25 protein-coding genes are annotated in these 25,781 nt (G+C 38.5%); 7 read left to right on the plus strand and 18 right to left on the minus strand.

The genetic code is table 11. The features are described from left to right. Positions 1–83: 83 nt before the first annotated feature. On the minus strand, positions 84–1,376 hold the full coding sequence (locus J2Z82_RS04780) for a sugar ABC transporter substrate-binding protein (RefSeq protein ID WP_209479637.1): 1,293 nt from the start codon (positions 1,374–1,376) through the stop codon (positions 84–86). Between the two features lie 444 nt (positions 1,377–1,820). On the opposite strand from J2Z82_RS04780, the gene J2Z82_RS04785 reads away from it, so the two are divergent. From J2Z82_RS04785 to J2Z82_RS19525, 5 genes are all read left to right on the plus strand, one after another. Beyond that, positions 1,821–3,569 (plus strand): alpha-glycosidase, encoded by a 1,749-nt coding sequence (locus J2Z82_RS04785; RefSeq protein ID WP_209479638.1) that lies wholly within the window; start codon positions 1,821–1,823, stop codon positions 3,567–3,569. Positions 3,570–3,582: 13 nt separating this feature from the next. Then, positions 3,583–5,247 carry a glycoside hydrolase family 13 protein gene (locus J2Z82_RS04790; RefSeq protein WP_209479639.1) on the plus strand — a complete coding sequence of 555 codons (1,665 nt, stop codon included), beginning with the start codon at positions 3,583–3,585 and terminating at the stop codon, positions 5,245–5,247. An 89-nt stretch (positions 5,248–5,336) separates the two neighbouring features. Beyond that, a complete protein-coding gene (locus J2Z82_RS04795) occupies positions 5,337–5,765 on the plus strand; it encodes a YmaF family protein (RefSeq protein WP_209479640.1) in 429 nt (142 codons plus the stop codon). Positions 5,766–6,218: 453 nt separating this feature from the next. Continuing rightward, entirely contained in the window at positions 6,219–8,264 is a 2,046-nt protein-coding gene (locus J2Z82_RS04800; RefSeq protein WP_209479641.1) for a thioredoxin domain-containing protein, read from the plus strand. 225 nt (positions 8,265–8,489) lie between these two features. Then, complete coding sequence (locus J2Z82_RS19525) at positions 8,490–8,624, plus strand: hypothetical protein (protein WP_280922968.1); 135 nt, start codon at positions 8,490–8,492, stop codon at positions 8,622–8,624. A gap of 32 nt (positions 8,625–8,656) precedes the next feature. On the opposite strand, the gene J2Z82_RS04805 is transcribed toward J2Z82_RS19525, so the two are convergent. From J2Z82_RS04805 to J2Z82_RS04875, 15 genes are all read right to left on the minus strand, one after another. Continuing rightward, positions 8,657–9,583, minus strand: coding sequence for a type II secretion system F family protein (locus J2Z82_RS04805; RefSeq protein WP_245251104.1), 927 nt, complete (start codon positions 9,581–9,583; stop codon positions 8,657–8,659). Beyond that, positions 9,583–10,512, minus strand: coding sequence for a type II secretion system F family protein (locus tag J2Z82_RS04810; RefSeq protein ID WP_209479642.1), 930 nt, complete (start codon positions 10,510–10,512; stop codon positions 9,583–9,585). Before J2Z82_RS04810 ends, J2Z82_RS04805 begins: the two co-directional genes overlap by 1 nt. A 5-nt stretch (positions 10,513–10,517) precedes the next feature. After that, positions 10,518–11,951 (minus strand): TadA family conjugal transfer-associated ATPase, encoded by a 1,434-nt coding sequence (locus tag J2Z82_RS04815; protein ID WP_209479643.1) that lies wholly within the window; start codon positions 11,949–11,951, stop codon positions 10,518–10,520. Next, on the minus strand, positions 11,948–12,763 hold the full coding sequence (locus tag J2Z82_RS04820) for a CpaE/TadZ family protein (protein ID WP_209479644.1): 816 nt from the start codon (positions 12,761–12,763) through the stop codon (positions 11,948–11,950). Before J2Z82_RS04820 ends, J2Z82_RS04815 begins: the two co-directional genes overlap by 4 nt. Before the next feature lie 14 nt (positions 12,764–12,777). Beyond that, positions 12,778–13,755, minus strand: coding sequence for a Flp pilus assembly protein CpaB (cpaB, locus tag J2Z82_RS04825; RefSeq protein ID WP_209479645.1), 978 nt, complete (start codon positions 13,753–13,755; stop codon positions 12,778–12,780). A gap of 12 nt (positions 13,756–13,767) precedes the next feature. Then, positions 13,768–14,679, minus strand: coding sequence for a pilus assembly protein TadG-related protein (locus J2Z82_RS04830; protein ID WP_342453600.1), 912 nt, complete (start codon positions 14,677–14,679; stop codon positions 13,768–13,770). Positions 14,680–14,695: 16 nt separating this feature from the next. Next, positions 14,696–15,073 carry a TadE/TadG family type IV pilus assembly protein gene (locus tag J2Z82_RS04835; RefSeq protein ID WP_209479646.1) on the minus strand — a complete coding sequence of 126 codons (378 nt, stop codon included), beginning with the start codon at positions 15,071–15,073 and terminating at the stop codon, positions 14,696–14,698. Further along, complete coding sequence (locus J2Z82_RS04840; RefSeq protein ID WP_209479647.1) at positions 15,070–15,579, minus strand: A24 family peptidase; 510 nt, start codon at positions 15,577–15,579, stop codon at positions 15,070–15,072. Before J2Z82_RS04840 ends, J2Z82_RS04835 begins: the two co-directional genes overlap by 4 nt. A gap of 76 nt (positions 15,580–15,655) precedes the next feature. Continuing rightward, positions 15,656–15,829 (minus strand): Flp family type IVb pilin, encoded by a 174-nt coding sequence (locus J2Z82_RS04845; protein WP_209479648.1) that lies wholly within the window; start codon positions 15,827–15,829, stop codon positions 15,656–15,658. A gap of 39 nt (positions 15,830–15,868) precedes the next feature. Beyond that, positions 15,869–16,285: a DUF192 domain-containing protein gene (locus tag J2Z82_RS04850; RefSeq protein WP_245251106.1), complete on the minus strand. Its 417-nt coding sequence runs from the start codon at positions 16,283–16,285 to the stop codon at positions 15,869–15,871. 244 nt (positions 16,286–16,529) lie between these two features. Next, a complete protein-coding gene (locus J2Z82_RS04855; protein WP_209479649.1) occupies positions 16,530–18,668 on the minus strand; it encodes a LuxR C-terminal-related transcriptional regulator in 2,139 nt (712 codons plus the stop codon). Continuing rightward, a complete protein-coding gene (locus J2Z82_RS04860; protein ID WP_209479650.1) occupies positions 18,665–18,922 on the minus strand; it encodes a hypothetical protein in 258 nt (85 codons plus the stop codon). Before J2Z82_RS04860 ends, J2Z82_RS04855 begins: the two co-directional genes overlap by 4 nt. Before the next feature lie 94 nt (positions 18,923–19,016). Then, complete coding sequence (locus tag J2Z82_RS04865; protein WP_209479651.1) at positions 19,017–19,721, minus strand: ATPase domain-containing protein; 705 nt, start codon at positions 19,719–19,721, stop codon at positions 19,017–19,019. Between the two features lie 337 nt (positions 19,722–20,058). Continuing rightward, entirely contained in the window at positions 20,059–20,295 is a 237-nt protein-coding gene (locus tag J2Z82_RS04870; protein ID WP_209479652.1) for a ferredoxin family protein, read from the minus strand. A 75-nt stretch (positions 20,296–20,370) separates the two neighbouring features. Further along, complete coding sequence (locus J2Z82_RS04875) at positions 20,371–20,685, minus strand: CHY zinc finger protein (RefSeq protein ID WP_209479653.1); 315 nt, start codon at positions 20,683–20,685, stop codon at positions 20,371–20,373. Between the two features lie 103 nt (positions 20,686–20,788). Here J2Z82_RS04875 and J2Z82_RS04880 point away from each other — a divergent pair, with 103 nt between their 5' ends. Both J2Z82_RS04880 and J2Z82_RS04885 read left to right on the plus strand, forming a co-directional pair. Further along, the gene (locus J2Z82_RS04880) at positions 20,789–20,989 is read left to right on the plus strand and encodes a DUF2188 domain-containing protein (protein ID WP_390313521.1); all 201 of its coding nucleotides are present in this window, start codon (positions 20,789–20,791) and stop codon (positions 20,987–20,989) included. A gap of 870 nt (positions 20,990–21,859) precedes the next feature. Then, the gene (locus J2Z82_RS04885; protein ID WP_209479654.1) at positions 21,860–23,887 is read left to right on the plus strand and encodes a LuxR C-terminal-related transcriptional regulator; all 2,028 of its coding nucleotides are present in this window, start codon (positions 21,860–21,862) and stop codon (positions 23,885–23,887) included. A 39-nt stretch (positions 23,888–23,926) separates the two neighbouring features. Here the strand turns inward: J2Z82_RS04885 and J2Z82_RS04890 are convergent, their stop codons facing one another. Beyond that, positions 23,927–24,280, minus strand: a complete 354-nt coding sequence (locus J2Z82_RS04890; RefSeq protein ID WP_209479655.1) for a magnetosome magnetite crystal formation protein family — start codon at positions 24,278–24,280, stop codon at positions 23,927–23,929. 64 nt (positions 24,281–24,344) lie between these two features. Then, on the minus strand, positions 24,345–25,712 hold the full coding sequence (locus tag J2Z82_RS04895) for an FAD-binding oxidoreductase (protein ID WP_209479656.1): 1,368 nt from the start codon (positions 25,710–25,712) through the stop codon (positions 24,345–24,347). Between the last annotated feature and the right edge of the window lie 69 nt (positions 25,713–25,781).

Below are 25,781 nucleotides of genomic sequence, written 5' to 3' on the forward strand. Positions count from 1 at the left end.
TTGGTACCCCCTTTTAGGTCCTGATGAACAAACAGAATGATGGGAAGAGTTAACTCCCCCCATCAAAAATCATTGCTTGGTATTTACTCTACTCCACTTGCTTCTATGTTTGTTTTTATTTGTTCGACTGATTCATCTAGTACAGGTTTTACATCTTCACCTTCCGCAATAAATTGCAATGCATTGTTGAATGGCTCCCATACTTGCTGCATAGCTGAGGTACTTGGCATAGGTACACCATGCTTAATTTGCTCTGCAAACGCTGCGTAAATTGGGTCTTCTATTGATTCGAGTGCTTCTTTACTAGGCACGAGTTCCCCTGCTACTTCATAGTAATGCTGTGAGCTTTCTGGATTAGTCATAAACGCCGCTAAGTCAGCAGCCCATTCTTTGTTTTCTGAATAATAGGAAACCATCCATGACTTAACCCCTACAAAAGTTTGAGCCGGTTCCCCATTGATTGAAGGAAATGGTGCAAATGCTAGTTTATCACCAAGTGCTTCTTTATAACCGACAATACTCCAAGGGCCATTAATAACTGCTCCAACTTTTCCATCGTTAAATAGTCCGTCAATTACGTCAGTTGTAGTTGATGGTGGAATTTTACCTTTTCCGAAAAAGGATTGGAATAACTTCCCGCCTTCAACAGATCCTTCATTATTTAATCCGATATCCTCTGTATCATATTCACCTGCATCCCCTCCGAAAATATAACCGCCATAGTTATTGAAGAACGGTATAGCGAAGTATAAATCGTTAGGTTTCATCAAAAATCCATATTCATCATTACCAGGATTCGTTTTATTTTCCAGTAATGCCATCAAATCATCAACAGTTTTTGGCTCTTCTTCTACAATATCCGTATTATAGAAGATACCATATGTCTCAATTACTGCTGGAAAACCATATTGATTTGTTTCATTATCATACTTGTATGTTATCGCATCAACCGCAGCATCACTGTAGGAGTTCATTACATCTTCAGGTATTTCCACAGGTTCTGCGAGACCTTGCGCTACAATATTTCCAATTCGGTCATGCGGTTGGAAAAATAAATCCGGACCATTTCCTTCAGGTCCTGCTAGTGCTAATTCTTCCATTTGATCAAGCATCGATTTTACCTCAACGTTAACTGTAATTCCTGTTTCTTCTTCATAGTTAGCTGCAATATCCTCAACAGCTTCTAATTGTTTCTCTTCATCGTTCGCCCAAATTGTCAATGATTCAGGTTTTTCAGTAGTTTCAGTAGTTTCAGTAGTAGCACTACTTTCATCATCACTTTCTTCAGTGTCTTCCGAACGCTCTGGTGCACAGGCTGCTAATACTACAAAGATAAACATAAGTGCAGCAATTAATAGATATGTAGATTTTTTCATTAGAAAACTTCCCCCTTTAATTTTGTTATGAACCGACTTTTGTGAAATCGGTTGCACAAACTTCTTAATTCTTATTCTAAATGCTAACCAAATTTAATGCAACCGTTTTCACTGATTTTATTTATTATTTCTTTTCCAAGGAACGGAAAAGTTAGAGAACCTGACTTATCGCCAACCCTTAATGGCGAAAGTCTTAGTTGCTGCACTTATGCAGTAAAAAATGATTTACACTTTTATGACTGCCAAGCTAACGACGAAATCCGATGTATCATTTTCACCGGACTTTTTGAACAACCTCTTCTATTGACAATTTTCAAAATCACAGTATTCTATAATTAAATGAATCTATAATTTGAGGGCAATGCTTTGTAAGCTAAAGAACAACAACCCCGTTTTCCACACTTGGAGAGCGGGGTTTTTTATTTATGAAGGGAGAAAAATAATATGATGAAAGAAGCGATTTATCATCGTCCGAAGAATAATTTTGCATATGCATATGACAAGCGAACAATACACATCCGTTTGCGTACGAAGAAACATGATGTAGAAAAAGTAAAACTGATTCATGGTGATCCATATGATTGGGATAAGGAAGGCTGGCAGTTTCAGTATACAGATATGTTCCTGCAGGCATCAGATGAGTTATTTGATTATTGGCTTATCAAAATCAATCCTCCTTATCGACGATTACGTTACGGATTTGCACTCTACAACGGCGATGAAAAACTCGTTTATGCTGAAAGAGGCTTCTCAGATGAACCTCCGTTAGATGATATTCAGTATTACTTTTGTTTTCCATTTTTGAATGAGGTTGATGTATTTAACTCACCAGAATGGGTGAAAGACACTGTTTGGTATCAAATTTTCCCGGAACGATTTGCAAATGGCGATCATTCACTTGACCCAGCAGGAACACTTGAATGGGACAGTGCTCAACCACAACAGGAAAACTTTTTTGGTGGTGATTTTCAGGGAATAATTGATCATTTGGATTATCTGGTTGACTTAGGTATAAACGGAATCTATTTCACACCTATATTTAAAGCGCACTCTAATCACAAGTACGATACAATCGACTACATGGAAATTGATCCGCAGTTTGGAGACAAGGAAACATTCAAGAAATTAGTTAATATGTGTCATGAAAAAGGGATTCGTATTATGCTTGATGCAGTTTTTAACCATAGCGGATACTACTTCCCACCGTTTCAGGATGTTTTGAAAAATGGTGATAAGTCACTATACAAAGACTGGTTCCACATTAGAGAGTTTCCTGTTAAAACGGAGCCTGAACCTAACTTTGAATCATTTGCATTTACCCCACATATGCCAAAATTGAATACCGAAAACCCGGAAGTCAAAGCATATCTGTTAAAGGTTGCTGCCTACTGGATTGAGGAATTTGATATTGATGGCTGGCGCCTTGATGTTGCGAATGAAGTTGATCATCAGTTTTGGCGGGAGTTCAGGCAAGAAGTGAAGGCCATAAAGCCCGACGCATATATTTTAGGAGAGATATGGCATGATTCGATGCCCTGGCTGCAAGGTGATCAATTTGATGCAGTCATGAACTATCCATTCACACTCGCTGCTCTTGATTATTTAGCAAAAGACACGAAAAATGCAAATGAGTTTGCAAACCAGGTTTCAGCTGTTCTATGTTCATACCCGGAAAATGTTAATGAAACAACCTTCAATTTGCTGGGCAGTCATGATACTGAACGTGTACTTACGTTGTGTAACAATGACAAACAAAAGGTCAAGTTATTATTTTTACTCCAACTGTCCTTTACAGGAACACCTTGTATTTATTACGGAGACGAAATTGCGATGACAGGCGGAGAAGATCCAGAATGCAGAAAGTGTATGAAATGGGATGAAAACCAGCAGGATTTGCATTTAAAATCCTTTGTCAAAAAATTAATTAGGCTGCGGAAAACCGAGCCAGCGTTTGGCAGTAAAGGAGAGTTTAGCATTGTGGAGTCAAGTTCTGAAACAAACCATCTTGTATACACAAAATCATTTAACAATGAAGTGATCTATTTTGTAATAAACCCTTCGAGTAAGCCTATATCAGTAACGATAAATGGGAAAAAGGCTACTAATCTATGGACCGGAAAGCAGGTTTCAGCAGATGATAATCTACTGCATCTAGATGCAGAAGCAAATGACTTTTTAATCCTGAAAGTCTAATGGAGGTGAATGTATGACCCGCCAATGGTGGAAAGAAAGTGTTGTCTATCAGATTTATCCGCGGAGTTTTAACGATAGTAATAATGATGGTATTGGTGATATCAATGGGATTATCCAAAAACTTGATTATTTAAAGGACCTTGGGATTGACGTCATCTGGCTCTCCCCTGTTTACGAATCACCAAACGATGACAACGGGTACGACATCAGCGATTACACAAGGATAATGAGCGACTTTGGTACCATGGAAGACTGGAACAGGATGCTTCACGAAATTCACAAACGTGACATGAAATTGATCATGGATCTGGTAATTAACCATACTTCTGATGAGCATAACTGGTTCATCGAATCCCGGAAATCAACAGACAACGCCTTCCGTGATTATTACATCTGGCGTGACAAGCCAAATAATTGGGAGTCTGCATTTAGTGGGTCAGCCTGGAAATATGATAAGACAACAAATCAGTATTATTTACATTTATTTTCACAGAAACAACCTGACTTAAACTGGGAAAATCCTGATGTCCGAAATGACCTTTATACAATGATGCAATGGTGGATTGATAAAGGGGTTGACGGCTTTCGAATGGACGTAATTAACTTTATTTCAAAAGACCAGCGCCTGCCAGATGGTGAAGCAAATAACGGAAATTTATACGCTTCAGGCCACCCCTACTATATGAATGGTCCGCGCGTCCATGAATTTTTGCAGGAAATGAATCAGAAAACCCTAGCAAATTATGACACTATGACGGTTGGTGAGATGCCAGGTGTCACGCCAGAACAAGCTAAACTATACACAGCAGAAAGCCGCAACGAATTAGATATGGTCTTTCATTTTGAACATATGGACATTGACTCAGGCTTAAGCGGGAAGTGGGATATCAAACCTTGGTCTCTTGTAGAATTAAAGCAAATTCTATCAAAATGGCAAACCGAATTGGAGAATGAAGGCTGGAACAGTTTATATTGGAATAACCACGACCAGCCACGTGTTGTATCCAGATTTGGAGATGATGGTAATTATCGAGTTGAGTCAGCAAAAATGCTAGCAACTACCTTACACATGATGAAAGGCACACCGTACATTTACCAAGGTGAAGAGCTTGGAATGACTAACGTGCGTTTTAGTCAGATAGCAAGCTACCGTGACATTGAAACGTTAAATATGTACGAAGAGAAAATAAATGAAGGTGCCGAAGAAAAGGCAGTATTAGAAACAATACATGCAAAATCACGGGACAACGCTCGTACCCCAATGCAGTGGGACACAAGTGTGAATGCTGGATTCTCGAAAACAACACCATGGCTCCAAGTCAACCCAAATTATGTTGATATTAATGCTGCAAAGGCAGTTGCTGACCCTGACTCAATTTATCATTACTACAGGCAGCTTATTGCTTTACGGAAAAACTACCCGATTATTGTTTATGGAGCATATGAACTGCTGATGGCTGAGAGTGAAAAAATCTTTGCATATACAAGAAAACTTGGAAATACAAGCTTATTGGTGGTAAGTAATTTCACAAATGATTTCATCCATTTTGAAATACCAAAAGACTTCCTAAAGGCTAGTAAAATAATAGGAAATTATCACGAACCTAATAAGAGATCAGGACAAAGACTGGAATTAAAACCATATGAGTCCTGTGTATATTATGACGCTGATTCCTAACTCGGATCAGCGTTTTGGTTCATTATCAGCACCGTACAAGCGCCCAATGCATACCCTACTACTGATCAAACTCCAGGGGGAATGTAAACATGTATTACACGATGGTCCCGGTAGCATATGCCTACCCACCAGTTAGTCCAAATGGTATGCAGCATCCATATAACCTTAATCATCCAGAAGGACTTCCACGTAATAAAACTACGAAAGATAGTACTAATCCCAATCAAAATGCCGGTCACACACATGCTCATTATGGTGCAACAACCTGCAATGACAAACATACCCATTTACATCCAGGTGTTACCAGCCCACCAATCGAAACGAATGACGGTCACGTACACAAGATCTATGGAAACACAACCTTTGATGACGGACACATTCATCAATATGAGGCACAAACAAGCCCGCCAATTTCATTAGGTAATGGTTATCATACCCATTACGCAGAGATAAAGACTACTGAAAATGATGGTCATACACATACGATAAAAGGGTATACACGAGCTTCGAAAAGTTAAGTTGGCGGAATTAGATATCGCATAATAATTAGATACATTTCGCCTTGTTGGTGAAGAATCCATTTTTAACGGAATGAGGACCCGGTTCGACTGTTTCGCGGATCCTCATTCCGTTATTTCCTTGAAATCTCTCGTTTTAAGCTTGGGTACGGATCCTCATTCCGCTATTAGCTATTTCTGCCTAAAAATCGGCTGATTTTCTTCTTTTAACGGAACGAGGATCCGTCCCACCCTTCCAAGAGCACCTTTTCTGCTATTTAGCGGAATGAGGATTCACTTCGATTGTTTGGCGGATCCTCATTCCGAGTGGCAAACTTTCATCCTCTTATTGCTTAATCCTGCCAGTTTAAGTATAAATAACTTACCCCCTAAACAAATGCTCACTATTGTATACAAATACTTAATTGAGTTAGACTATACCAAAATACTTAAAAGGAAAAAGGTGGTACCTCTATGTCTCAAGAGAAGTTTACAAACAGATTGGCTAGTGAAAAATCACCATATCTGTTACAACACGCTGAGAATCCTGTTGACTGGTATCCATGGGGTGAAGAAGCATTCGAAAAAGCAAGACAGGAAGATAAGCCGATATTTCTTTCCATCGGCTACTCAACTTGTCATTGGTGTCATGTACTCGCCCATGAATCATTTGAAGATGAAGAGGTCGCTGCATACTTAAATGACCATTATGTATCTATTAAAGTCGACCGGGAAGAACGCCCTGATATAGATTCTGTCTACATGACAGTTTGTCAGATGATGACTGGACAAGGTGGCTGGCCACTCTCGATTTTTATGACACCGGAAAAAGTACCATTTTATGCTGGTACTTATTTTCCACGCGAAAGTAAATACGGAATGCCCGGTATCATGGAAGTACTCACGCAATTATATCAAAAATACAAGGAAGACCCTGATCATATTAAAGAAGTTACCAAGAGTGTAACAGATGCCTTAGACAAAACAGTCGCAACTAAAAGTGAAAACAGATTAACACAAGAAATGACCGATCAGGTATACAAGCAGCTTGGGAAACGATTCGATTTTACAAACGGCGGATTTGGATCAGCACCTAAATTTCCTACGCCGCAAAATCTGTTATATTTATTGCGTTATTATCATTTTACAGGAAAATCTGCTGCTCTCAAAATGGCTGAAAGTACATTGCAGGCCATGGCAAATGGGGGAATATATGACCATGTTGGATTCGGTTTCGCGCGGTATTCCACTGATGAAAAATGGCTCGTCCCTCATTTTGAAAAAATGCTCTATGACAATGCATTATTACTAATTGCATACACAGAAAGCTATCAAATCACCAAAAACCCACTTTACCGAAAAATAAGTGAACAGATTATTGAATTTGTCATGCGTGAAATGCGCAGTTCTGAAGGGGCCTTCTATTCCGCAATTGATGCTGACTCGGAAGGTGTAGAAGGCAAATATTATGTATGGGAATATGATGAAATTTTTACTATTCTCGGTGAATACCTCGGTGACCTATATGCGACGGTGTATGGCATCACGCCAGAAGGAAATTTTGAGGGGAAAAATGTACCGAACCTGAATGACGCAAACCTGGAATCTATAGCAGATGCATATAACTTTACAGTCGATGAACTGAATCAGCACCTTGAAGAAGCGCGTGCTAAGTTATTAGCTGCACGTGAAAAACGTATCTATCCACACGTGGATGACAAGATTTTAACATCATGGAATGCAATGATCATAACCGCCCTCGCTAAGGCTGGTAAAGTATTCGAGGAACAGCAATACATTAAAACTGCAGAAACTGCCTTAAACTTTATTGAAGCGAATCTAGTTAAAAATGGCCGAGTTATGGCTCGCTATCGTGAAGGTGACGTTAAATTTAACGGCTACCTTGATGACTATGCCTTTTTACTGTGGGCTAACGTGGAATTATATGAGGCAACCTTTTCATTAAACTATCTAAAAAAAGCCAGAGCCCTAGCAGACTATATGATCGACTTATTTTGGGATAAGGAACATGGAGGATTTTTCTTTAGCGGAGAAGATAGTGAAAAATTATTATCAAGGGAGAAAGAAATATATGACGGTGCCCTGCCTTCAGGGAATAGCGTTGCAGCCGTTATGCTGGCACGATTAGGCTATTCAACCGGGGAAACAGCCTATCTTGATAAGCTTGAAGAAATGTACTATGCCTTTTACGAGGAAGTTAGACAAGGTGTAACAGCTAGCACACATTTTGTTCAAAGCTTGTTGCTGACAGAAAACCCTACAAAAGAGGTTGTCGTTTTAGGAAATGGTAAGAATATTCTAGCCAAGCTCCAGAAAGAATTTTTACCGGATGTAACATTACTTGCCAGTAAAAATGCTGAACAACTAGCTGAGGTCGCACCATTTGCCAGTGATTATCGTAAAATAGATGAGAAGCCTACCATTTACGTATGTGAAAACTTCGCATGCAAACAACCTACGACCGATGTTGAGCAAGCTTTTAAAATGATAACTGAATAATTAGTATGCCGCTATATAATTCTGTAGCGGCATTTCACTTTTCTAAATTGGCGCGCCCTGTCCAGCTTGATGTATTATTCTTTGGCGACGCACCGTTGAAATTGTGAACTTCGGCGGAATTATTGTGAACTTGAGCCGAATGTGTGACAACTTCAGCTAAATTGCATAAATCACCACGATTCCTGTGGTAAAATGTAATTAAACAACAAATAAAGGAGATTCCGGATGGTTAAAATAAAAATGAATGTCCAGACAGCCTATCATGGGGACTTGCTGCGCGAAGGTAAAGTCTATGAAATTGACGAAACCACTGCCAAACGTTGGATCGCCAGTAAAATCGCTACTCCAGTTGACGAATAAAAAACAGCCAACCACATCACAGGAAGTCTGTTTTAAAATACTTCTAACAGCTGAAGAATAGCTGGTCCAAGTAGAATAATAAATAACGTTGGAAATATGAATAGAACTAGCGGAAACATCATCTTAATTGGCGCTTTCATAGCAGCTTCCTCTGCCCGTTGGCGCCTGCGTTCACGTATGTCCTCGGTTTGAACACGTAATACTGAAACCATACCGATACCAAGCTTCTCAGCCTGTACAATGTTGAAAATTAACGTCCTCAAATCATCTGACAAAATCCTGTCATTCATTGCATTTAATGCTTCTTTCCTTGTCTTTCCTAAACGCATTTCTTCCAAAGTGACCTTGAATTCATCAGCTAATACACCTTTTTTCTTTGCTGCTACCTGACTGACTGCTGCATCAAATCCCAGTCCAGCCTCCAAACTAATCGTTAGTAAATCAAGGACATCAGGCAGACTTTTCTCTGCCAATTTACTTCTTCGCTCAATCTTCGTCTTAAGATAATATTTTGGGAGAACAACAGCAACTGCTAGCCCCATAATTGCTAATAGCAACAGAAGTGGAACGGAAACGCTTAACAGCAGTCCGTACCCTAGACCAACAACAGAAAATGAAACGATCATAATTAGCTGCAGCATTTTAAACTCAACTGGACTTAGCCCAAATGGCTGACCTGCTTGCAGTAATTTCACTTCGATCTTAGAAGCCTCTTCTTGACCTAATTTATTACTGTATTTACGCTTGATCTTCTTCCAAACTGGAAAAACAACACGCTCATAAAAGGAAGGCAATTCTTCTTCAACAGCGGCGCTTTGGTCAACCTCAGGTGTATTGTTTATAAAATAAGCCTGAATACGTGCTTGAACTTTTCCCCTTCGTCCCGAGTAGTAGGCAACAACGCCATATGAAATTAAGCTGATACTTAGAAAAAAGCTAATATACATTGCTAACATCATTACACCTCGATAGTAGTTATTTTACGAATTAGGAAAAAGCCAATAATTCCACCAACCAAAGCTGCCCCAAGCATTAATTGACCAATCGGATTTACAAACAGTGTTGTAATATACCCTGGATTCATTAAATAAATAATAAAACCAAGGGCCACTGGTAATAAACTAATTACAATTCCGGATAGCCTTCCCTGCGCTGTCAATGTTTTAATCTGATTTTCGATCTTTGTTCTTTCACGGGTTGTTTCAACAATTTTATCCAGCAAATAGGCTAAATTTCCGCCTACTTGCCGTTGTATTAAGATAGCATCAACAAGCAATCCAAGATCATCACTTGGCATCCTTTTTTGCCATTCTAATAGGGCATCTTCCATACTTGTACCATATTGCATTGATTTAATAATGTGCTCCACTTCTTCTTTGATTGGTGAATAGGATTCCTGGGAAACCATTTGCAGTGATTGCACGAAACTGAAACCTGCCCGCAATGATCCAATTATCGATGTAATCATTCCAGGTAAACCTTCGTTAAACGCTTTGATACGCTTTCGCTGTTTGCTTTTCAGCCAAACTTCAGGAATAAAATAACCAAAAACGACTCCAATAATTCCCAGTAGAATGTTGCTGTTCAATTGAAGAATACCTCCTGAAATCACAGCTAACAGCCAGCGAAACGCGACAAACTCTTCTGGCTTTATTGGAAGTCCAGCTACACTAAGTCTATCTTCCAGTGTATTACGCTTTTTACTTGGTTTTTTCTTTTGAATTAATAGCATTTTGAGTCGCTGATTTGCGTTTTTCAGAAGCTCCGAAATCGACAGCGATTTTTGTACCACAGATTCATCTTCTTTTTTGGATCCGCGTAAATTACTGAACGCTAATAAAAAAAGAAAAACCGTTATAAATACTGAAATTAATAAAAGTGCTTCCATTTAAATCACTCCATTTTTTCCGAAAAGATAGATGGCGGAAGTGTAATTCCCTGATACTCCATCTGTTCATAGAATTTCGGACGTATTCCAGTAGGTACAAGCTTACCTAAAATCTTGCCATCATCATCAACACCAGACTGTCTGAACGTAAAAATATCCTGTAGTACAATTATGTCACCTTCAAGGCCTTGTACTTCCGTTATATTTGTAATTCGCCGGGTACCATCTTTTAAACGGGATTGCTGGATAATAACATCAAGCGCACCAGCTATTTGCTCACGTATAGCTTTAATTGGCAAATCCATACCAGCCATTAGGACCATTGTTTCCAAACGTGAAACCATATCCCTCGGACTATTCGAGTGTCCAGTTGCCAATGAGCCATCATGGCCGGTATTCATTGCCTGAAGCATATCTAACGCCTCACCACTTCGAACCTCACCAATAACAATTCGATCTGGCCGCATCCGCAGTGAATTTCGAACGAGGTCACGAATTGAAATGGCACCCTTTCCTTCGATGTTCGGTGGACGAGTTTCAAGCGAGACAACATGATCCTGCCCAAGCTGCAGTTCCGCAGCATCCTCAATCGTTACAATCCGATCCGTATTTGAAATAAAAGATGATAATACATTCAACGTTGTTGTTTTCCCGGAACCTGTTCCACCACTTACAAAAATATTTAATTTGGAGGCAACGCATGCTTGCACAAATTCAGCCATTTCCTGACTAAGTGTTCCAAATCGTATAAGATCGTGAATGGTAAACGGATCTTTAGAAAACTTACGAATTGTGATTGTCGGTCCGCCAAGTGCAAGCGGCGGGATGATCGCATTTACACGTGACCCATCTTTAAGTCGGGCATCAACCATTGGACTGCTTTCATCAATTCGACGGCCAAGTGGAGCAACAATCTTCTCTAAAACTGCCGATACATGGTCATTGTCACGGAAGGTGGTATCTGTAAGCTCTAAACGTCCGTTTCGCTCTGCATATACTTGATTAGGTCCATTAACCATTACCTCCGTAACACTCTCATCATTCAATAAGGGAGTGATTGGACCATATCCAGTAAGGTCATTCTCGATTTCTTCCTTCAAATTTTTCCTATCGTCAGCACGTCGAAGCTTATAATCATTTTCATTTATAATTTCAGATATAATTGTATCAAGATCAGACACAATTTCGTTCACATCTTCGTCTTTTCGTTCGCGAATAATGTACTTAAAGACAAGACTTTTTACTTCACGATATTCTTGAGACACGGCAGTTTTTTTGGTTTGTTTAGGCTTAGGGGAAGGATCGATAACGTTAAGATCACTTGGTTGTTCCTGGTGTTCCTGTTCTATATTTGTTTTTATTTTATTATCCTCATTTATTGGTTCCGTCGTGTTCGTTTTGGTTTCACTTTTTGATTGTAGCTTTTCTAACAGACTCATTCGGTCTTCCCTCGCAATCGTTTACTTTTTTTGATGCGGAAAAGTCCGCGAAATGGCAATTTTTTAGAAGCACTGCGTTCAACTGCAAACAGTTTTTTTGCCAGCCGTTCTATTCCTTTCGAAAACTCAAGCTTTGGTTGACTTTGAACAATTGGAACACCTATATCTAAAGAATGTGAAACATGTTTACTATCATATGGTAAATAGAATACTTCTGATAGTTTCACAAGCTCAGGAATGTCACTTTTTTTGACGACTGACGAAGCAGTTGATTGATTGATAACTAACCTGACTCTATCTTTTAGGCCAAGTGCCTCAAAGGTTTCTATCATTAACCGGGCATTTTTTAAGGAAGCCATTCCTGGAGTTGCCGTTACCAGTATTTGATCTGCCTTTTCCACAACTTGTAAAGTATGGTCCGTCAGCCCTGTCTGCGTTTCGACAAATAAAATTTCTGATGTAGCGTGTACTGCGTCAATAACTGCTGAAATCTGTTCACTATCAATCACGTCTGCGTGCTCTGGCCGTTTTGGGGCGGCTAATAATTCAATACCAGATGAATGGGTGGAATAGTAATTAACACTATTCTCGCTATCATCTCGTTCTGCGATTTCCTTTATCGTTAAAATAGGATCAAGATCAAGTGCCATCGCGAGGTCACCAAACTGAAGATCACCGTCTATAATGCTCACATTTGACCCTCTTGCCGCTAGAAATGCTGCCAGGTTAACGGTTACTGTTGTTCGCCCTTGACCACCAGTGGCACTACAGACGGCAACTATCTGTCTCTTTTTTGCAGTATCAATAGCCACTGACTATCCCCCCTTTATTCATCCTCGTGCTTTACGATACGGCTGCTCACCCAGCCATCTTTCTTTTTGTTTGTTTTCACTTTAAACCATACACGTTCATCATCATCTGTTTTCTGATCATTCAAAAAAAGTAAAGCAGTCCCTTGATCAACAACCGTTACAACGGGCGCCGTTAATTGGGGTGCTTTACGGATAATCGATCGTTCCGGGGTTGTAACAAAACGGGTATCTGTTTCATCACCGATTTTCGCTTCACTTTCCTCGTTATCCTTTTCTTCTGGTTCTTGCTGTTCTCCTGACTCCTGCTCTGACTCTTTCTCAACTGAATCAACTTTACTGTACAAAGCAAGATGAATACTTCCTAGTTCACTAGCATGTACAAGTTCTACAGAATCTTCTTTTGAAAGCTCAAGCGTCACTGTCATGTATGTTTTCTCGACATCACCATCTTTCTTTTCAATCATTCGTTCACCAACAGCCAAAACACGTACTTTTTCTAGAATCAAATCTGTTTCTATTAAAGGAATAGATTGATCTAAAACTACATTTGACATTACATCAACATAATCTCCTGGTACTGTCAGGTTAGAGACGGATTCGTCAAATTCTACTTTAACCGAAACCCCCCGTTTATTCTCAGTGATTTTCCTGGAAACTACATCAGTTACTTCTTCTTTTGTTCGGATTCGGTGATTCATTATTACTTCTCCGGCTTTAATTTCAGCTGAGGCAAATTTCCCAATCACCTCTTCTTTTTCTTTCACAGACTCTGTATGTATTTGGTCTTTTGGTACTTCTTTTGTATTCAAGTTTTCATCTGTTATCTTTTGATCGATTGCTATATCGGTATTCGCAGCTACAACCTCCACCATCTCTGTTTGTTCATTCGGATTAGAACTTGTTGGTGCAGCCTGGTTCATAACGATATAAAAAATACCTGTAGTAATAATACCTGAAATAAGTGCAAGTAGTACTATTCGTCTAGCTTTCATGTATGTGTTCACCTACTCTATCAATTTGACTGCGTATGCGCCACGATCCAATGGTCCATTATCACCGGTAAATCCTGTACCAGTTCGTTTTATAAAAATACCCTCAATTGAGTCGTCTGTTGAACTCATTGGCTCTGTTATATAAAAATAAGCAAATCCGGTAATTTCAATACTTTTCATTTGATTTGAATCATTGTCGTACGGTTTATATACAATAACTAGCATTACCCGCGAACAATCTCGGTGCTCATATTCACCAACTGGATATGGACAATTATCAATTCTGTAATTGATAGCATCACGAGTTTTGCCAGCAATATTACCTGTTTGTGTATTAATGATATCGCCAATTTCTAAGTTCTCATCAAAGCCAGTCGTTAAACTTTCGCTATATAATTTTGCACCAGGACCATCCAATGCAAGCACACCAAAGTTTCCAGCCTCGGAATCACCTGAGTCTACTTTCAATGAATAAGTGTCTCCGTAAACCAGTTCAACTGATTCATCAATTCCAAGTGGTACTGCACCTTTGGCTTTTGCCATCGGGTTAAGTGCTGCTTTAGCATTGACATGAATTGGTACTTTTTCGACTCCAAATAGTTTCGAGAAGAAAAGGGGCACATCTTTGGTTAGTTCGACTTCCAATTGTTGTTCAACGTCAAGGTTAACTCGATTTTGAGTGCTGGTTTCTCCGTGTTCTTCTATTATTTTATCGACAACATTATTTACATCTGCATCTGAATTAGGAAGTTCCTGGGCGCCTGACAATGCTGCTGCATTAGCAGTTTTCTGCAAATGACTTTTTGTCATAAATAAGTGTCCGCCATCAATGACTAAACCTACTATTAAAAGCAAACCGCCCAGCGCTAAGGCAGCCAATACAATTGCATTACCTTGCTCATTCATTTTTAACCTTTTCAGCACGTTCCCTCACCTCTCATCACTCAACCCGTATAGTGGAACTGGTCTTGACTGTGTAGTGAATTGCAGCATCCCCAAGCACATTGAGAAATTCCTCTGGATATGTCAACGTCACGGTTACATATTCACCGGATGAACGATTAGGTTCTTCAGGGGAGATGGCGATACCCAGATCAGTTAATTCACCAATATCAAAATTATTCTGTGCATACGTACGAACAGCCTCATCACCCTGTCCTAACCCGGCTATTCGAACAGACTCCTGAGTAATTAATTCCAATTGCAAATGGGTATATAAAACTCTTCCAAAGTCAAAAATACCTACCACTAGCATAAGCAGTATAGGTAAGATTAGCGCAAACTCCACTAATGATTGACCATCTTCATTTTTGTTCATAGAAAACGCCATCCTTGCATCACCATGCAGAGCACCGCCCCGCCTGCAATTGCCACACCGTATGGATATGTTGCCGTTAAGGAGCCTCTTGATACGCCACCACGAAGAACGACACCGCTCTTTAGACTTGTCACATAATAGACGATTGATTTAACTACACCACTACGGAATATGATAATTCCTATCGCTAGGACTGCCCCTAGTAATGCAATATAAAGAAATGACTGAAAAACAAAAGCCCCGCCTTTCATTGCACCGATCAATGCGAGAAGTTTGACATCTCCTGCTCCCATTCCACCCATAAGGTATGGAATAAGCAGCAAACTAAGACCAATCAAAAAACCAATGAAAGAATGGGATAACCCTTCTAAACCACTTGTAACCGAGTGATAGATAAAGGTAACTAACAATGCTGGATAAATAACTTTATTATAGATTTTTCTGTTTTTCAGATCTGTAATTACACAAATTAATAGAATCAGTAGTAGAAAAGTATCGAGCATCATGACCATCCCTTCATTCGTAGTTTGATTAATTAGTTAAAAAGGACCCAAGGGGGAGGGTCCTTAATTTTTATTAAACCTATACTTCGCCTTGTAATGTATCTACTAGACTTTGAAATAAAGCCTCAATCTCTGTACCTAATGTGGTTAGGAGTGTAATTACCACTACTGCAATCAATCCTAAAATTAACCCATACTCAACCATACCTTGTCCTTCTTCTTCAATAAACAATCCTTTTAACTTATCTAACATGTGAACCTCTCCTTTTATATAAAATATATTAATTCCTGTCTAAGTGACTTTCTCATGTTCTCTTTTAACAAAATCGACAGCTTGTCCAACATTTACAGCAGAAGTTTTGATATTACCAGCCGGTAGTTCAAGCACTGATTGTACATTGGAAAATCGTTTACCAATTTTACCTGGCGCAAGATCTTCCTCCATTCCAACAATTTCGTTCTCTTGGCTAAGATATAATATATCAATGCGGCATTTCATAAAGAACGTATGAATTGATGAACATGGAGCGATATGCAATGCAAAATTATCTGGTAAACTTTTTACAAACATTAACCCCTTAAGTCTTTTCCAAAATGAATAGGCTGTCTGTACATCACTAGCGATTAGTTGGCCAGTATCTCTGTTGACCAAATTGATCGGTAGCACCCCCGCTTCTGTACTTATTCTGTTGTACAGCTGCTTTTGCAATCTGTATGTCCTATTATGCCGAAAATTGTATAAATAAGGCATCCCTCAGCGTTCCCGTTATTCTAAATTCCAGATATTGAGAATGCCTTCCTATAAAATAGGGGAGAGGGTCAATTATCAATACTTATGACTCAGGAACCCCGTGCTTAAAGGTACAAAAACATGTAAAATAACCTACAAAAATCGACATCTGACATATGATAAGTCTAAATACCCAAAGCAAAAAGACCCCCAAATGGGAGGTCTAATTAGAATGTGATCGTCCATACCTTAATTGATATACCTTTGATATGGCATGAGCACGATCCGATACATCAAGTTTTTGGAAAATCCTTGTAACATGGTTCTTTACGGTATGACCGCTAATATATAACTTCTCTCCGATTTCCCGGTTATTCAAACCTTGTATAACAAGGTCGAGCACTTCTTGTTCTCTAGGGGAAATCTTCAATTCCTTAATGGTCTGTTCAATAGATTCAATATTTCCTTTACTCTGGAACTCTTCAGTTGAGACTTCTTCTTCAATTAGTTGCCCATCATGAATAAATGCTATAAATTTAGATATGATTTCACTTGACTTAGATGTAAAGGACTTAATTATTTCCAGATTATTATATTTCACATAAGTTAAAATAATTGCTAAAGATTGACTTTCTAAGCTTACTTCATCCCACTGAACTGTTGATTTTTCACCTATCAGATCTTTGGCATCCTCCACGATGCTTGCAACTCTGCTATCAGGGATCATATCTCTAATAAAAGCTGGATCATAATTATAAAGAAGGCAGCTATTGATTAAATCATGAATATTCCACGATGACAGCCCCAGTTTCCCGGTAAATTCACCAGCTATTTGTGATGCTTTTTTAGCATTGACGAATGCTGCTGGATCAAACTGGCCAGTTGCTTGATATAAGGAGTACACTTGCTTATCCTCCTTACCACCGTCCTGGTTTTGTGCTAACTGTAAGGTAGCGCCACCAATAATCGATAGAGTCTGTAAAAAATTCATGTCCTCATTTAATCGGAATTGGCCCATTGAACTAGTACCCACACATAACACGCCGAGTAGCTCATCCTTATAAAATAATGGACACTCAATTACTGGATGTTCCCATCTCGTTTCGTCTGAACTATTTTTTAACACAACATCCGTACTGACTCTCTGTGAATCATTATAATATCGGTTTATAACATCCTGTGCGTATACACCCATATTTTCATTATGATCACCACGGGAGACTAGTTTCATTTTCCCGCTTGTTGAATCTTTTAGGACCATGCATGAGAAGGGTCCTTCCACCAAGCTAAGACTAATGTCTACTAATATATAAATAATTCGTTTGTATTCTGGTCGAGTGACCATCATTTTACATATCTCAACAAGCGATGATAAGCGTTGGTGCTGCTGGATATTCTCATTAGTCAACGCACCAGTCAGAAGGCTGTTTTCCAGAATAATAGCTAACGTTTTGGCATACTCAAGTTCTTTAGAAAATGTATTACGTGTTATATGTCCGCCAAAAAACAGTGCTAATGAACCGTCATGCTTTGTAAATGGAAAACAATACAAAGCTGCAGGATGAAAATGAAATCTATTAAAAAAATTCGTTCTTGGATCATTCTTAATATTTTCCCAGTACTCACTGTCACCAGTTATAAGGACTCGGCCTAAAAACCCCTCCCCTACTGAGAATTTTGCATTCAATAATCCCTGTGCAGTTTCTCCTGAAATACTTGTAATGGAGTAGGTTTCTTCTTCACATTTTTCAGCTAGTCCCATAAAATCAAAATCATTACGTTTGTCAAAAACTTTTCCCATTAATGCATTAAGTTCTAAATCACTGTTTTGGAAGGCATCCATGAGCAACTCGTTATATATTTGGAAGGATGCATATTCGTTTCTCTCGTCAGAATATGCTGAAGAGAGTTTAATCAATTTATTAATCCAACTAATCCATTCGCGCTTTTTCTCCATAGTAAGTACCGGTGTTTCATCAAGAATATATTCCCATTCATTAACATCAGGATAATTATTTTCCAACTGTTTCTTAACTAAATGCTTTGTTTCTTCCTCAATCATTAAGCCCGCCCATAAAAAGTATGTAGATTCACCTGATGTTATAGGGGCTATGATTGTATGAATACCTGGCCATATTTCGTAGACCAGTGGATTCTTTATATTTTTCGCTTCGCTTAATGTCTTTTTCATAACAGTCAATAAACTGTCATGTTGCTGGTGAAGCAATGTTGTACAAAGTCTATTATTCCCTTTTATCGGCAGCACAGGTTCGCCATTTACATCTGTCGTTATAACGGAAAGCATGAAACGTTCACTGGATATATCAAGAATTTCTTTCAATACTTCGATATTTTGGTTCATGTACCCTCCAGTGTACTTTTACTTTCAAGCTCCGTTATGATAAAAGGTTCTTTATACCGGTATAATGGTATGGATTCATCTCCCAATAGCTGTAATATTCCTTGCTTCACCAATAGTTCCAATACTGGAACAAGATTTTCCTTTTTTCTTCCAAGCCGCAGCTCCAAGCCATCAATCGATTCAACCATATAAGGATTTGATTGGAATAGCATAGTACACTCCGCCCTCAATGGCAATAGATCATCCTTTACCATGGGATTTCCTCCTCTAAATTTCCAATTACTCCTTAAAAACATTTACTATGTAAGCCTATATTGTTTGCACATGTTTACCCTACTTTATTAACTATTAAACTAAGGATTTCATAAATCTGGAAAGCAGGCTCATTTTTTGTACATATAGTCCGTTGTCTAAAATACGATAAGGGTGTTCTCCATCAGCGGTCCTTGTACCGCGCATTTTTAATACTTCGATCGTTCTTTTACGCAAAGTATTGAAACGCGTCTTTATTGCTAGCCGTATATAGCCATCAAACACAAAATGCTCAACTGAAGCTGTTTCTGATTTTAAAGGAGACTGTTCCTGAAGAAGGATTGAAGTCAGGCCATGCTTACGTAACACATTTCGAATTGTGTAAAGCATTTTCCGTTCATCACCGTTTACGTATTTTATAAGACTAATACTATCAATTACAACTCGCTTACAATCAATTTCCTTAATCAATTCCTCGAACAATCCGCCTGGTTTAACCATTTGGTCTATAAGAGTTTCTGGCGATAGACCAACAACACGCAGTTTATTTTCCTGTTCGAGCTTACGCAGATCCCAGTTAAATAATTTCATATCTTCATAAATTTGTTCAGGGAATTCTTCAAATGTAATGAAAATCCCAGGTTCATTATGCTTTCTAATACCTTCAAGTAAAAACTGAATACCAAACGTTGTCTTTCCAGTTCCTGGTCCACCTTCTACAATAATTGTATTTCCTTGTGGAAAACCTCCGAATAAAACGTTATCTAATCCAGGTATTCCTGAAACAGTTTTTTGTCGCATTATCTCACCTATCCTTTTCAGTCAGGGGCATTCATCCATAACAGTACAAAGCTATAGGAAAGATACATCCTATCTTATACTAGCGATCTTTTGATATATATCCCCTACTGTTCTCATTTTAATTTATGCGCTGTTCCTATTAATATCGACTATTAGTATCAGGTAATAAATAATAACAAAGACTCAAAACTTTCGGCAAAATAAGGTATTTAGCAGGATTATTTCCTATATTTAGCATAAAATAAGGACTAAAGATTCAGACTTTGAAAAATAAAAACCCCCAAACTATGTCCATATTGCTGAACAATGTTTAAGGGGTTTTTCTAATTCTATATTGCTACTTCGCAAAGAACTCTTCTGCTTGTTCCAAGTAAGTTTCCTGATCTGGTGTTAAATCATATTCTTCCACAATCGCATCAACTGGGCATACCGATTTGCATGCACCACAATCAATACAAACGTCTGGATCTATGTAGTATTGCTCCGGTCCTTTTTCAATGCAATCAACCGGGCAAACAGTCAAACATTCTGCTGATTGTTCTTGACGACATGGGTCCAATATTACAAAAGCCATCTATCGCACCCTCCTCTACATTCATTGCTACAGTTAATAATACATGATACAAGCCTATCAAGTAAACTGTTCAATTTACAATTTGTCAAAATACAAGTGATAATGCAAAGAACAGCCAGGGTTAAATGCCACATGACAAGACGGACAGCTGTACCCACTATCAAGATATTTATTTATTGTAAGTTCTGTTTTACACGTACCACATAAAATAGCCTTTTCATTAAAGTCCTCTCGTGGCCACACTTTTGCGGCTCCGCATCCATGTTGCTGATGACATTGATAGCATGAATAATATTCGTTGCAACAATAGAACTTAATAGCTATCCTATCATTCTCACTATGATAGTGGTTACAACGTGTTTCAGCATCAATTGCTCCGTTTACTTTCATAAGAATTCCTCCAAATTACCTCTGAAAATAGTATATCATATTAGTTTTACAGAATAATATCCCGGGAATTGGTAGGTATAACCATTTAAAAAGGAGTGCTTAAATGATGAAGAATTATAGTGTAGCACCAAATCAGGATGCATCAGCATGGATAGTAAAACTGGAAGACATAGCACCAGCCGACGAATTTGAAGCAAAAGATGAGGCCATTGCAAAAGCAGAGGAAATGGCAAAAGAAAACAGTCCAAGCAAACTTTCCATTTTGGATAAAGAACACAATGTAACCCGAGAAGAAAGATTCTAGTAAGCTTGGTATGTTTTCCCCCCTTATACCTTGGGTGCAACCTTTACTAGTTAACTGTCGAGAGAAACATACTAAGACATAATTAAAACTTTCTACTTTAAACATGAATAGTAACAGGATAGGTTGTTAATACGTTTAATTTCAATGGTTAGATTTAATACGTAGTTGATGTAAACTGCGAACTAGTGGTTGGGTGCAGTAACACCGCTACGGAAATACACTTCGCGCACCTAGGGCGGCTGATGAGCCTCCTTGCTCCTACGTCGCTGCGTAGTCTCATCTAGGCCTCAGCTCCCACAGGAGTCTACGTGTATTTCCTCCGCTGAATCGCTATAGAAGAAATCTGTGATAGCACTACACTAGTCCGGGTGAGCGGAGGGCGGTGACTCCTGCGGGAATAGCACGTTCCGAAGACCCCGCAGAGTGGTCTTCTCGAGGAGGCTGAGGTCGCGCCCACGGAAAGCATCCGCCCGTAGCGACCCCGGACGGCGGGACGAGAGTTTATAGATTTTATTCCTGCAGTTACTTCGCAGATTATCTCTAATCTGCAACATTAGAAAACTAGGCATTCACCAAGCCTTTTGGTGAATGCCTTAGTTGCACTTATGCAGTATGAAAGTAATTATACATTCTTAACTGCAAAAAACCGACCTAATTCGGATTTTAATTTAACTAAAACACTTTTGCCCCACCTCTTCCTAGATTTATTATAAATAGTTATATATTACTAATGTTAAGTTGACATTAAGTACAATTCTATATATATTTATAATAGTTACACAATTCAATTAAATTTAGAGAACTTAGCAATTGCAAGCCTTAGTTGCACTTATATACTTAACTGTTACTTTAAAGGGGGCGTTACCTGGTTTGGAGTTAAATGATAATATCCTAAGCAACAAAAGCGTGGATAGTTTCATTCAATCGATTGAACGGGATTTTTTCATTGGGAGGACAGAGGAACTTGAATTCTTTTATAACTACCTCAATTTTACTAATAATGATATAAAAGTCCTGTATATCCATGGAACTGGTGGAGTTGGCAAAACATACTTATTAAATGAATATAATCGAATTTCCAATGAAGAAGGCTTGCTATTCTTAAAAATGGACAGCAGAGACTTCCCTCAGACTCCAGAAGGATTTGCGGATCATATTCTCACCTTAATTGAAACACATACCCACACACAGCTATTTTCCGAAAACTACTCATTACGAAAATTCCTTCACACCTTATCAGAATTAGCATCAGATCGACGTATAATAATAGCAATAGATTCATATGAACATATGGATGCTCTTGATCGGTGGTTCCGGCAAGTATTTATACAAAACCTGCCCCCCACTATCTTCGTTATTATGGCTGGTCGCCATTCCCTGTCAGGTGAATGGATCGAATCACCTGCCTGGCGCAGTCTAACGAAAGAAATCGAACTGAAAGATTTCAGTTTGTCTCAAACACAGGCATTTCTTGATTACTATGGTATCGATAATAGCCACATGATTAAGGCGATGTGGAAGTTCACTGATGGGCATCCATTAACACTTACACTAGCAGCACTAACAGACAAAGAATTTTCAATTGGTACATTACATGAGCAATCATCACATATTCTGATGGAACTTACTCAACGTTGGTTACTTGAAGTAAAGGACGAATCATTACATCGTCTAATTGAGGTTGCTGCTTTATTTTATAACTTTGACCAATCAAGTCTGTCAGCTGTCCTCAAGGAAGAAGTTGATATAAAGACATTTAATGCACTTACATCTTTATCATTCGTTAAACCTGTTAAAAGTGGCTGGGCTATGCATGATCTAGTAAGGGATGCAATTAAGATGAATTTGAAACTGCGTCACCCTGAACGTTTTGAACAATTCAGTCAACGCAGTGCATCCTTTTTTTATAAAAGAACAATCACAAATCGCTCACCTACAGATGCGGCATCCTTTTTCTACCATTTAGGTGATGAGTTTATCCGAAGTGTTTTTTTTCAAGAAAAAATTGATAATTCGATGTATCTGGAACCGATTGCTGATTATAATTTCCATGAAGTATCTCGATTCTTTGAAAACCGTAAAAATGATTTCTCAGAAAGCGAAGCGCAATTTTACAATAGAGAAACAAATGAATCGTATCATTTTCATGCTTCATTCGAGCACAATCGCAAAGAAATGGAACTTATTGATGACACATATGTCAAAAAAATTAACTATAAGGATGCCCATTTATTAAAAAATAAAGATAATAAAACATTAGGGCTATCTATCATCGTACCGATCAATGTAAGCACACTAAAAGTACTTGCCAAAGAACCTGTATCACGTGCGTATTTCAGCAGATTAAATGATCAGGATACAAAGGAATATAGTGTCCCTGAAAATGAAAATGCCGGATGGTTTATCCGGTTCCTTGATTACACAGATTCAACTGATACCGCAGCACGATCATTTATGCTATATAACTTATTCCCGTTATTGTTAACTAGCGGAAGAATAATTGTATCAACACCCTTACCATTTTTTCAGGATTTACTGGAGAATTTTGGGTTCCAGAAGATCCCGGAAGCAACGCATTATGACTATGGAGAAAACTACCCGTCCACCACATATATTTTGGATGTACGCGGTCCAAGGTTAGCCAATTATTTAAAACAGCTGACGAACGGTAATTCTGTTCAGAATGAGATGGAAGTAATTGCAACGACATTTTCATTAACAGAACGAGAAGTCGATATCGTTACGCTTATACTGGAAGAGAAAGGAAATGCCGCCATTGCGAAAGAATTATATGTTGCGGAAATAACCGTTAAAAAGCATATCACACGGATTTTTAAGAAAATGGAAGTAAAAAACAGATCACAGTTGATAAAATGTGTTATGGAAATTATTTCGTAAGTGGATTGGTAGGCAGTTAAACTGCCTACCTTTTTTCAACTACTTCAGCAAGCTTATTTTACCAATTAGTGGTAATTGTTTTTGTTTACCATTAGCAGCATTAATAATACCCAATATTACAAATATAAACCAGCATAGTGTGCCTAAAGGTAAAATCAGTAACCACCCTATAAGTGGTACTATAGTGCCGATTACACTTATACTAACTCCAAAGAGAAATAATACCAGACCCTGATTTGCATGATACATTGCAAATTTCGAATCCTTTGAGGTAATAAGTGGAATGAAAAAGATAATGTACGCTAAAATTGCCATCCCTTTATTTTCTTTAACATCCGCTGACTCTTCCTCAACTGTTTCATTAACATTTTCCGTTTTGACTTCTTCAGTCATAATAACACCTCCTTATAAATACTATTCAGATTATGAAATATTTATATTACTTTATGCCCAAAAATTATTCTGGTGCTATATTGTGGTTGTAACAAAACAAGTTTTCGGGGTCATAATCCTGCTTTATCTTTGCAAGTTTAAAATAATTATCTCCATACGTATTTCTTGTAATTTCATCACCAAGTTTTACACCGTTTAAATAAGACGTTTTTTGATAGGAATAGGGTAATAATTGATTATAAACAGAATCCATCCATTCTTGACTTCCAACAGGGTCTCCACTTACTATTTCACCATCGAAAAGAACTAAAAAGCGTGCATCCCTGACAGCGAATGCGGTTTCGTCTGCTGAAACACGGTTCATTCGTCCATGAAGCATCCAAATTTGTGCCATTGCCATAGGGAGCGGTGAATTTTCCATGCTATCAAAAATGATGTTAAGCATTGCTTCATCCAATTCTTTAAAAAACAGTGATGTTCCAATAATTTCAGCGCCTTGAGGAACCATTGGATCAAGCTTTTTCTGCAGGTCGGTATATGCTATTTTTCCTGTATTATCCATTAAAGGAATGGCCAGTTCCTGTAACGGTTCTATAAATGCCTTTTCAGTTTCATGAGTCAACTTACCAGTGTACATTCCCGATACTGCTATCACACGTTTTCCATGCATACTCTCAGGCAAAAATGGTGCTTTGGGCAACTGCATAATTATCGTATTCACTGATATCTCATCTGGCGCATTATTCATATAGTCATCCAGCTTCTGAAAAATTTCTTTGGCATCTTTGTAATCATACATTACATCAATTGCTAAAACATTTGGACCTACAGGGTAAAGCTGTAATTCAAATGATGTCACAACACCAAAATTCCCACCCCCACCACGTATAGCCCAAAACAGTTCAGTATGCTCATCATTACTAACCTTAATTAATTTCCCATCAGCAGTAACCATTTTCGCTGATAAAATATTATCGCACGTTAATCCATATTTCCCTCTCAAATAGCCAAATCCGCCACCTAGCGCTAATCCGCCAATACCTGTCTCTGAAACAGTTCCAGTTGGTGTAGCCAATCCGTGTTTCTGTGTTTCGGAATCAATATCACCCAGCATGGCACCCGCTTCCACGGTAGCAACTTGACGTTCCTTATCAATGGTTACGGAGTTCATTTTTGATAGATCCAACATAACACCTTCTTCACAAACAGCAGTTCCAGCCAGGTGATGTCCCCCACTACGAACAGAAATGTCCATGTTCTCCTTCTTTGCAAAGGAAACAGCTGACATTACATCTGCTTCTGACAAGCACTCAAATATAGCAGCGGGATATCTGTCAATCAGATGATTCCACACCTTTCTTTTTTCATCATAGCGTTCATGATTAGGTAAAATAATAAATCCGCTCTTATCCGTTTTTACCTCTTCTTTCATTCACCATTACCTCCATGATTAAAAATTAGGAACTTTCAATTGATTAATGAAAGCTTACCATAGGATTGG

This window comes from Virgibacillus litoralis (genome assembly GCF_017873675.1).
In the GTDB taxonomy this organism is placed as follows: domain Bacteria; phylum Bacillota; class Bacilli; order Bacillales; family Amphibacillaceae; genus Lentibacillus; species Lentibacillus litoralis.

What these genes read in the sequence shown, in the direction of transcription:
- J2Z82_RS04780 (WP_209479637.1), bottom strand. Translation starts at nt 1,376, where the DNA reads ATGAAAAAATCTACATATCTATTAATTGCTGCACTTATGTTTATCTTT.
- J2Z82_RS04785 (WP_209479638.1), top strand. Translation starts at nt 1,821, where the DNA reads ATGATGAAAGAAGCGATTTATCATCGTCCGAAGAATAATTTTGCATAT.
- J2Z82_RS04790 (WP_209479639.1), top strand. Translation starts at nt 3,583, where the DNA reads ATGACCCGCCAATGGTGGAAAGAAAGTGTTGTCTATCAGATTTATCCG.
- J2Z82_RS04795 (WP_209479640.1), top strand. Translation starts at nt 5,337, where the DNA reads ATGTATTACACGATGGTCCCGGTAGCATATGCCTACCCACCAGTTAGT.
- J2Z82_RS04800 (WP_209479641.1), top strand. Translation starts at nt 6,219, where the DNA reads ATGTCTCAAGAGAAGTTTACAAACAGATTGGCTAGTGAAAAATCACCA.
- J2Z82_RS19525 (WP_280922968.1), top strand. Translation starts at nt 8,490, where the DNA reads ATGGTTAAAATAAAAATGAATGTCCAGACAGCCTATCATGGGGACTTG.
- J2Z82_RS04805 (WP_245251104.1), bottom strand. Translation starts at nt 9,583, where the DNA reads ATGATGTTAGCAATGTATATTAGCTTTTTTCTAAGTATCAGCTTAATT.
- J2Z82_RS04810 (WP_209479642.1), bottom strand. Translation starts at nt 10,512, where the DNA reads ATGGAAGCACTTTTATTAATTTCAGTATTTATAACGGTTTTTCTTTTT.
- J2Z82_RS04815 (WP_209479643.1), bottom strand. Translation starts at nt 11,951, where the DNA reads ATGAGTCTGTTAGAAAAGCTACAATCAAAAAGTGAAACCAAAACGAAC.
- cpaB (WP_209479645.1), bottom strand. Translation starts at nt 13,755, where the DNA reads ATGAAAGCTAGACGAATAGTACTACTTGCACTTATTTCAGGTATTATT.
- J2Z82_RS04835 (WP_209479646.1), bottom strand. Translation starts at nt 15,073, where the DNA reads ATGAACAAAAATGAAGATGGTCAATCATTAGTGGAGTTTGCGCTAATC.
- J2Z82_RS04840 (WP_209479647.1), bottom strand. Translation starts at nt 15,579, where the DNA reads ATGATGCTCGATACTTTTCTACTACTGATTCTATTAATTTGTGTAATT.
- J2Z82_RS04845 (WP_209479648.1), bottom strand. Translation starts at nt 15,829, where the DNA reads ATGTTAGATAAGTTAAAAGGATTGTTTATTGAAGAAGAAGGACAAGGT.
- J2Z82_RS04855 (WP_209479649.1), bottom strand. Translation starts at nt 18,668, where the DNA reads ATGAACCAAAATATCGAAGTATTGAAAGAAATTCTTGATATATCCAGT.
- J2Z82_RS04860 (WP_209479650.1), bottom strand. Translation starts at nt 18,922, where the DNA reads ATGGTAAAGGATGATCTATTGCCATTGAGGGCGGAGTGTACTATGCTA.
- J2Z82_RS04865 (WP_209479651.1), bottom strand. Translation starts at nt 19,721, where the DNA reads ATGCGACAAAAAACTGTTTCAGGAATACCTGGATTAGATAACGTTTTA.
- J2Z82_RS04870 (WP_209479652.1), bottom strand. Translation starts at nt 20,295, where the DNA reads ATGGCTTTTGTAATATTGGACCCATGTCGTCAAGAACAATCAGCAGAA.
- J2Z82_RS04875 (WP_209479653.1), bottom strand. Translation starts at nt 20,685, where the DNA reads ATGAAAGTAAACGGAGCAATTGATGCTGAAACACGTTGTAACCACTAT.
- J2Z82_RS04880 (WP_390313521.1), top strand. Translation starts at nt 20,789, where the DNA reads ATGATGAAGAATTATAGTGTAGCACCAAATCAGGATGCATCAGCATGG.
- J2Z82_RS04890 (WP_209479655.1), bottom strand. Translation starts at nt 24,280, where the DNA reads ATGACTGAAGAAGTCAAAACGGAAAATGTTAATGAAACAGTTGAGGAA.
- J2Z82_RS04895 (WP_209479656.1), bottom strand. Translation starts at nt 25,712, where the DNA reads ATGAAAGAAGAGGTAAAAACGGATAAGAGCGGATTTATTATTTTACCT.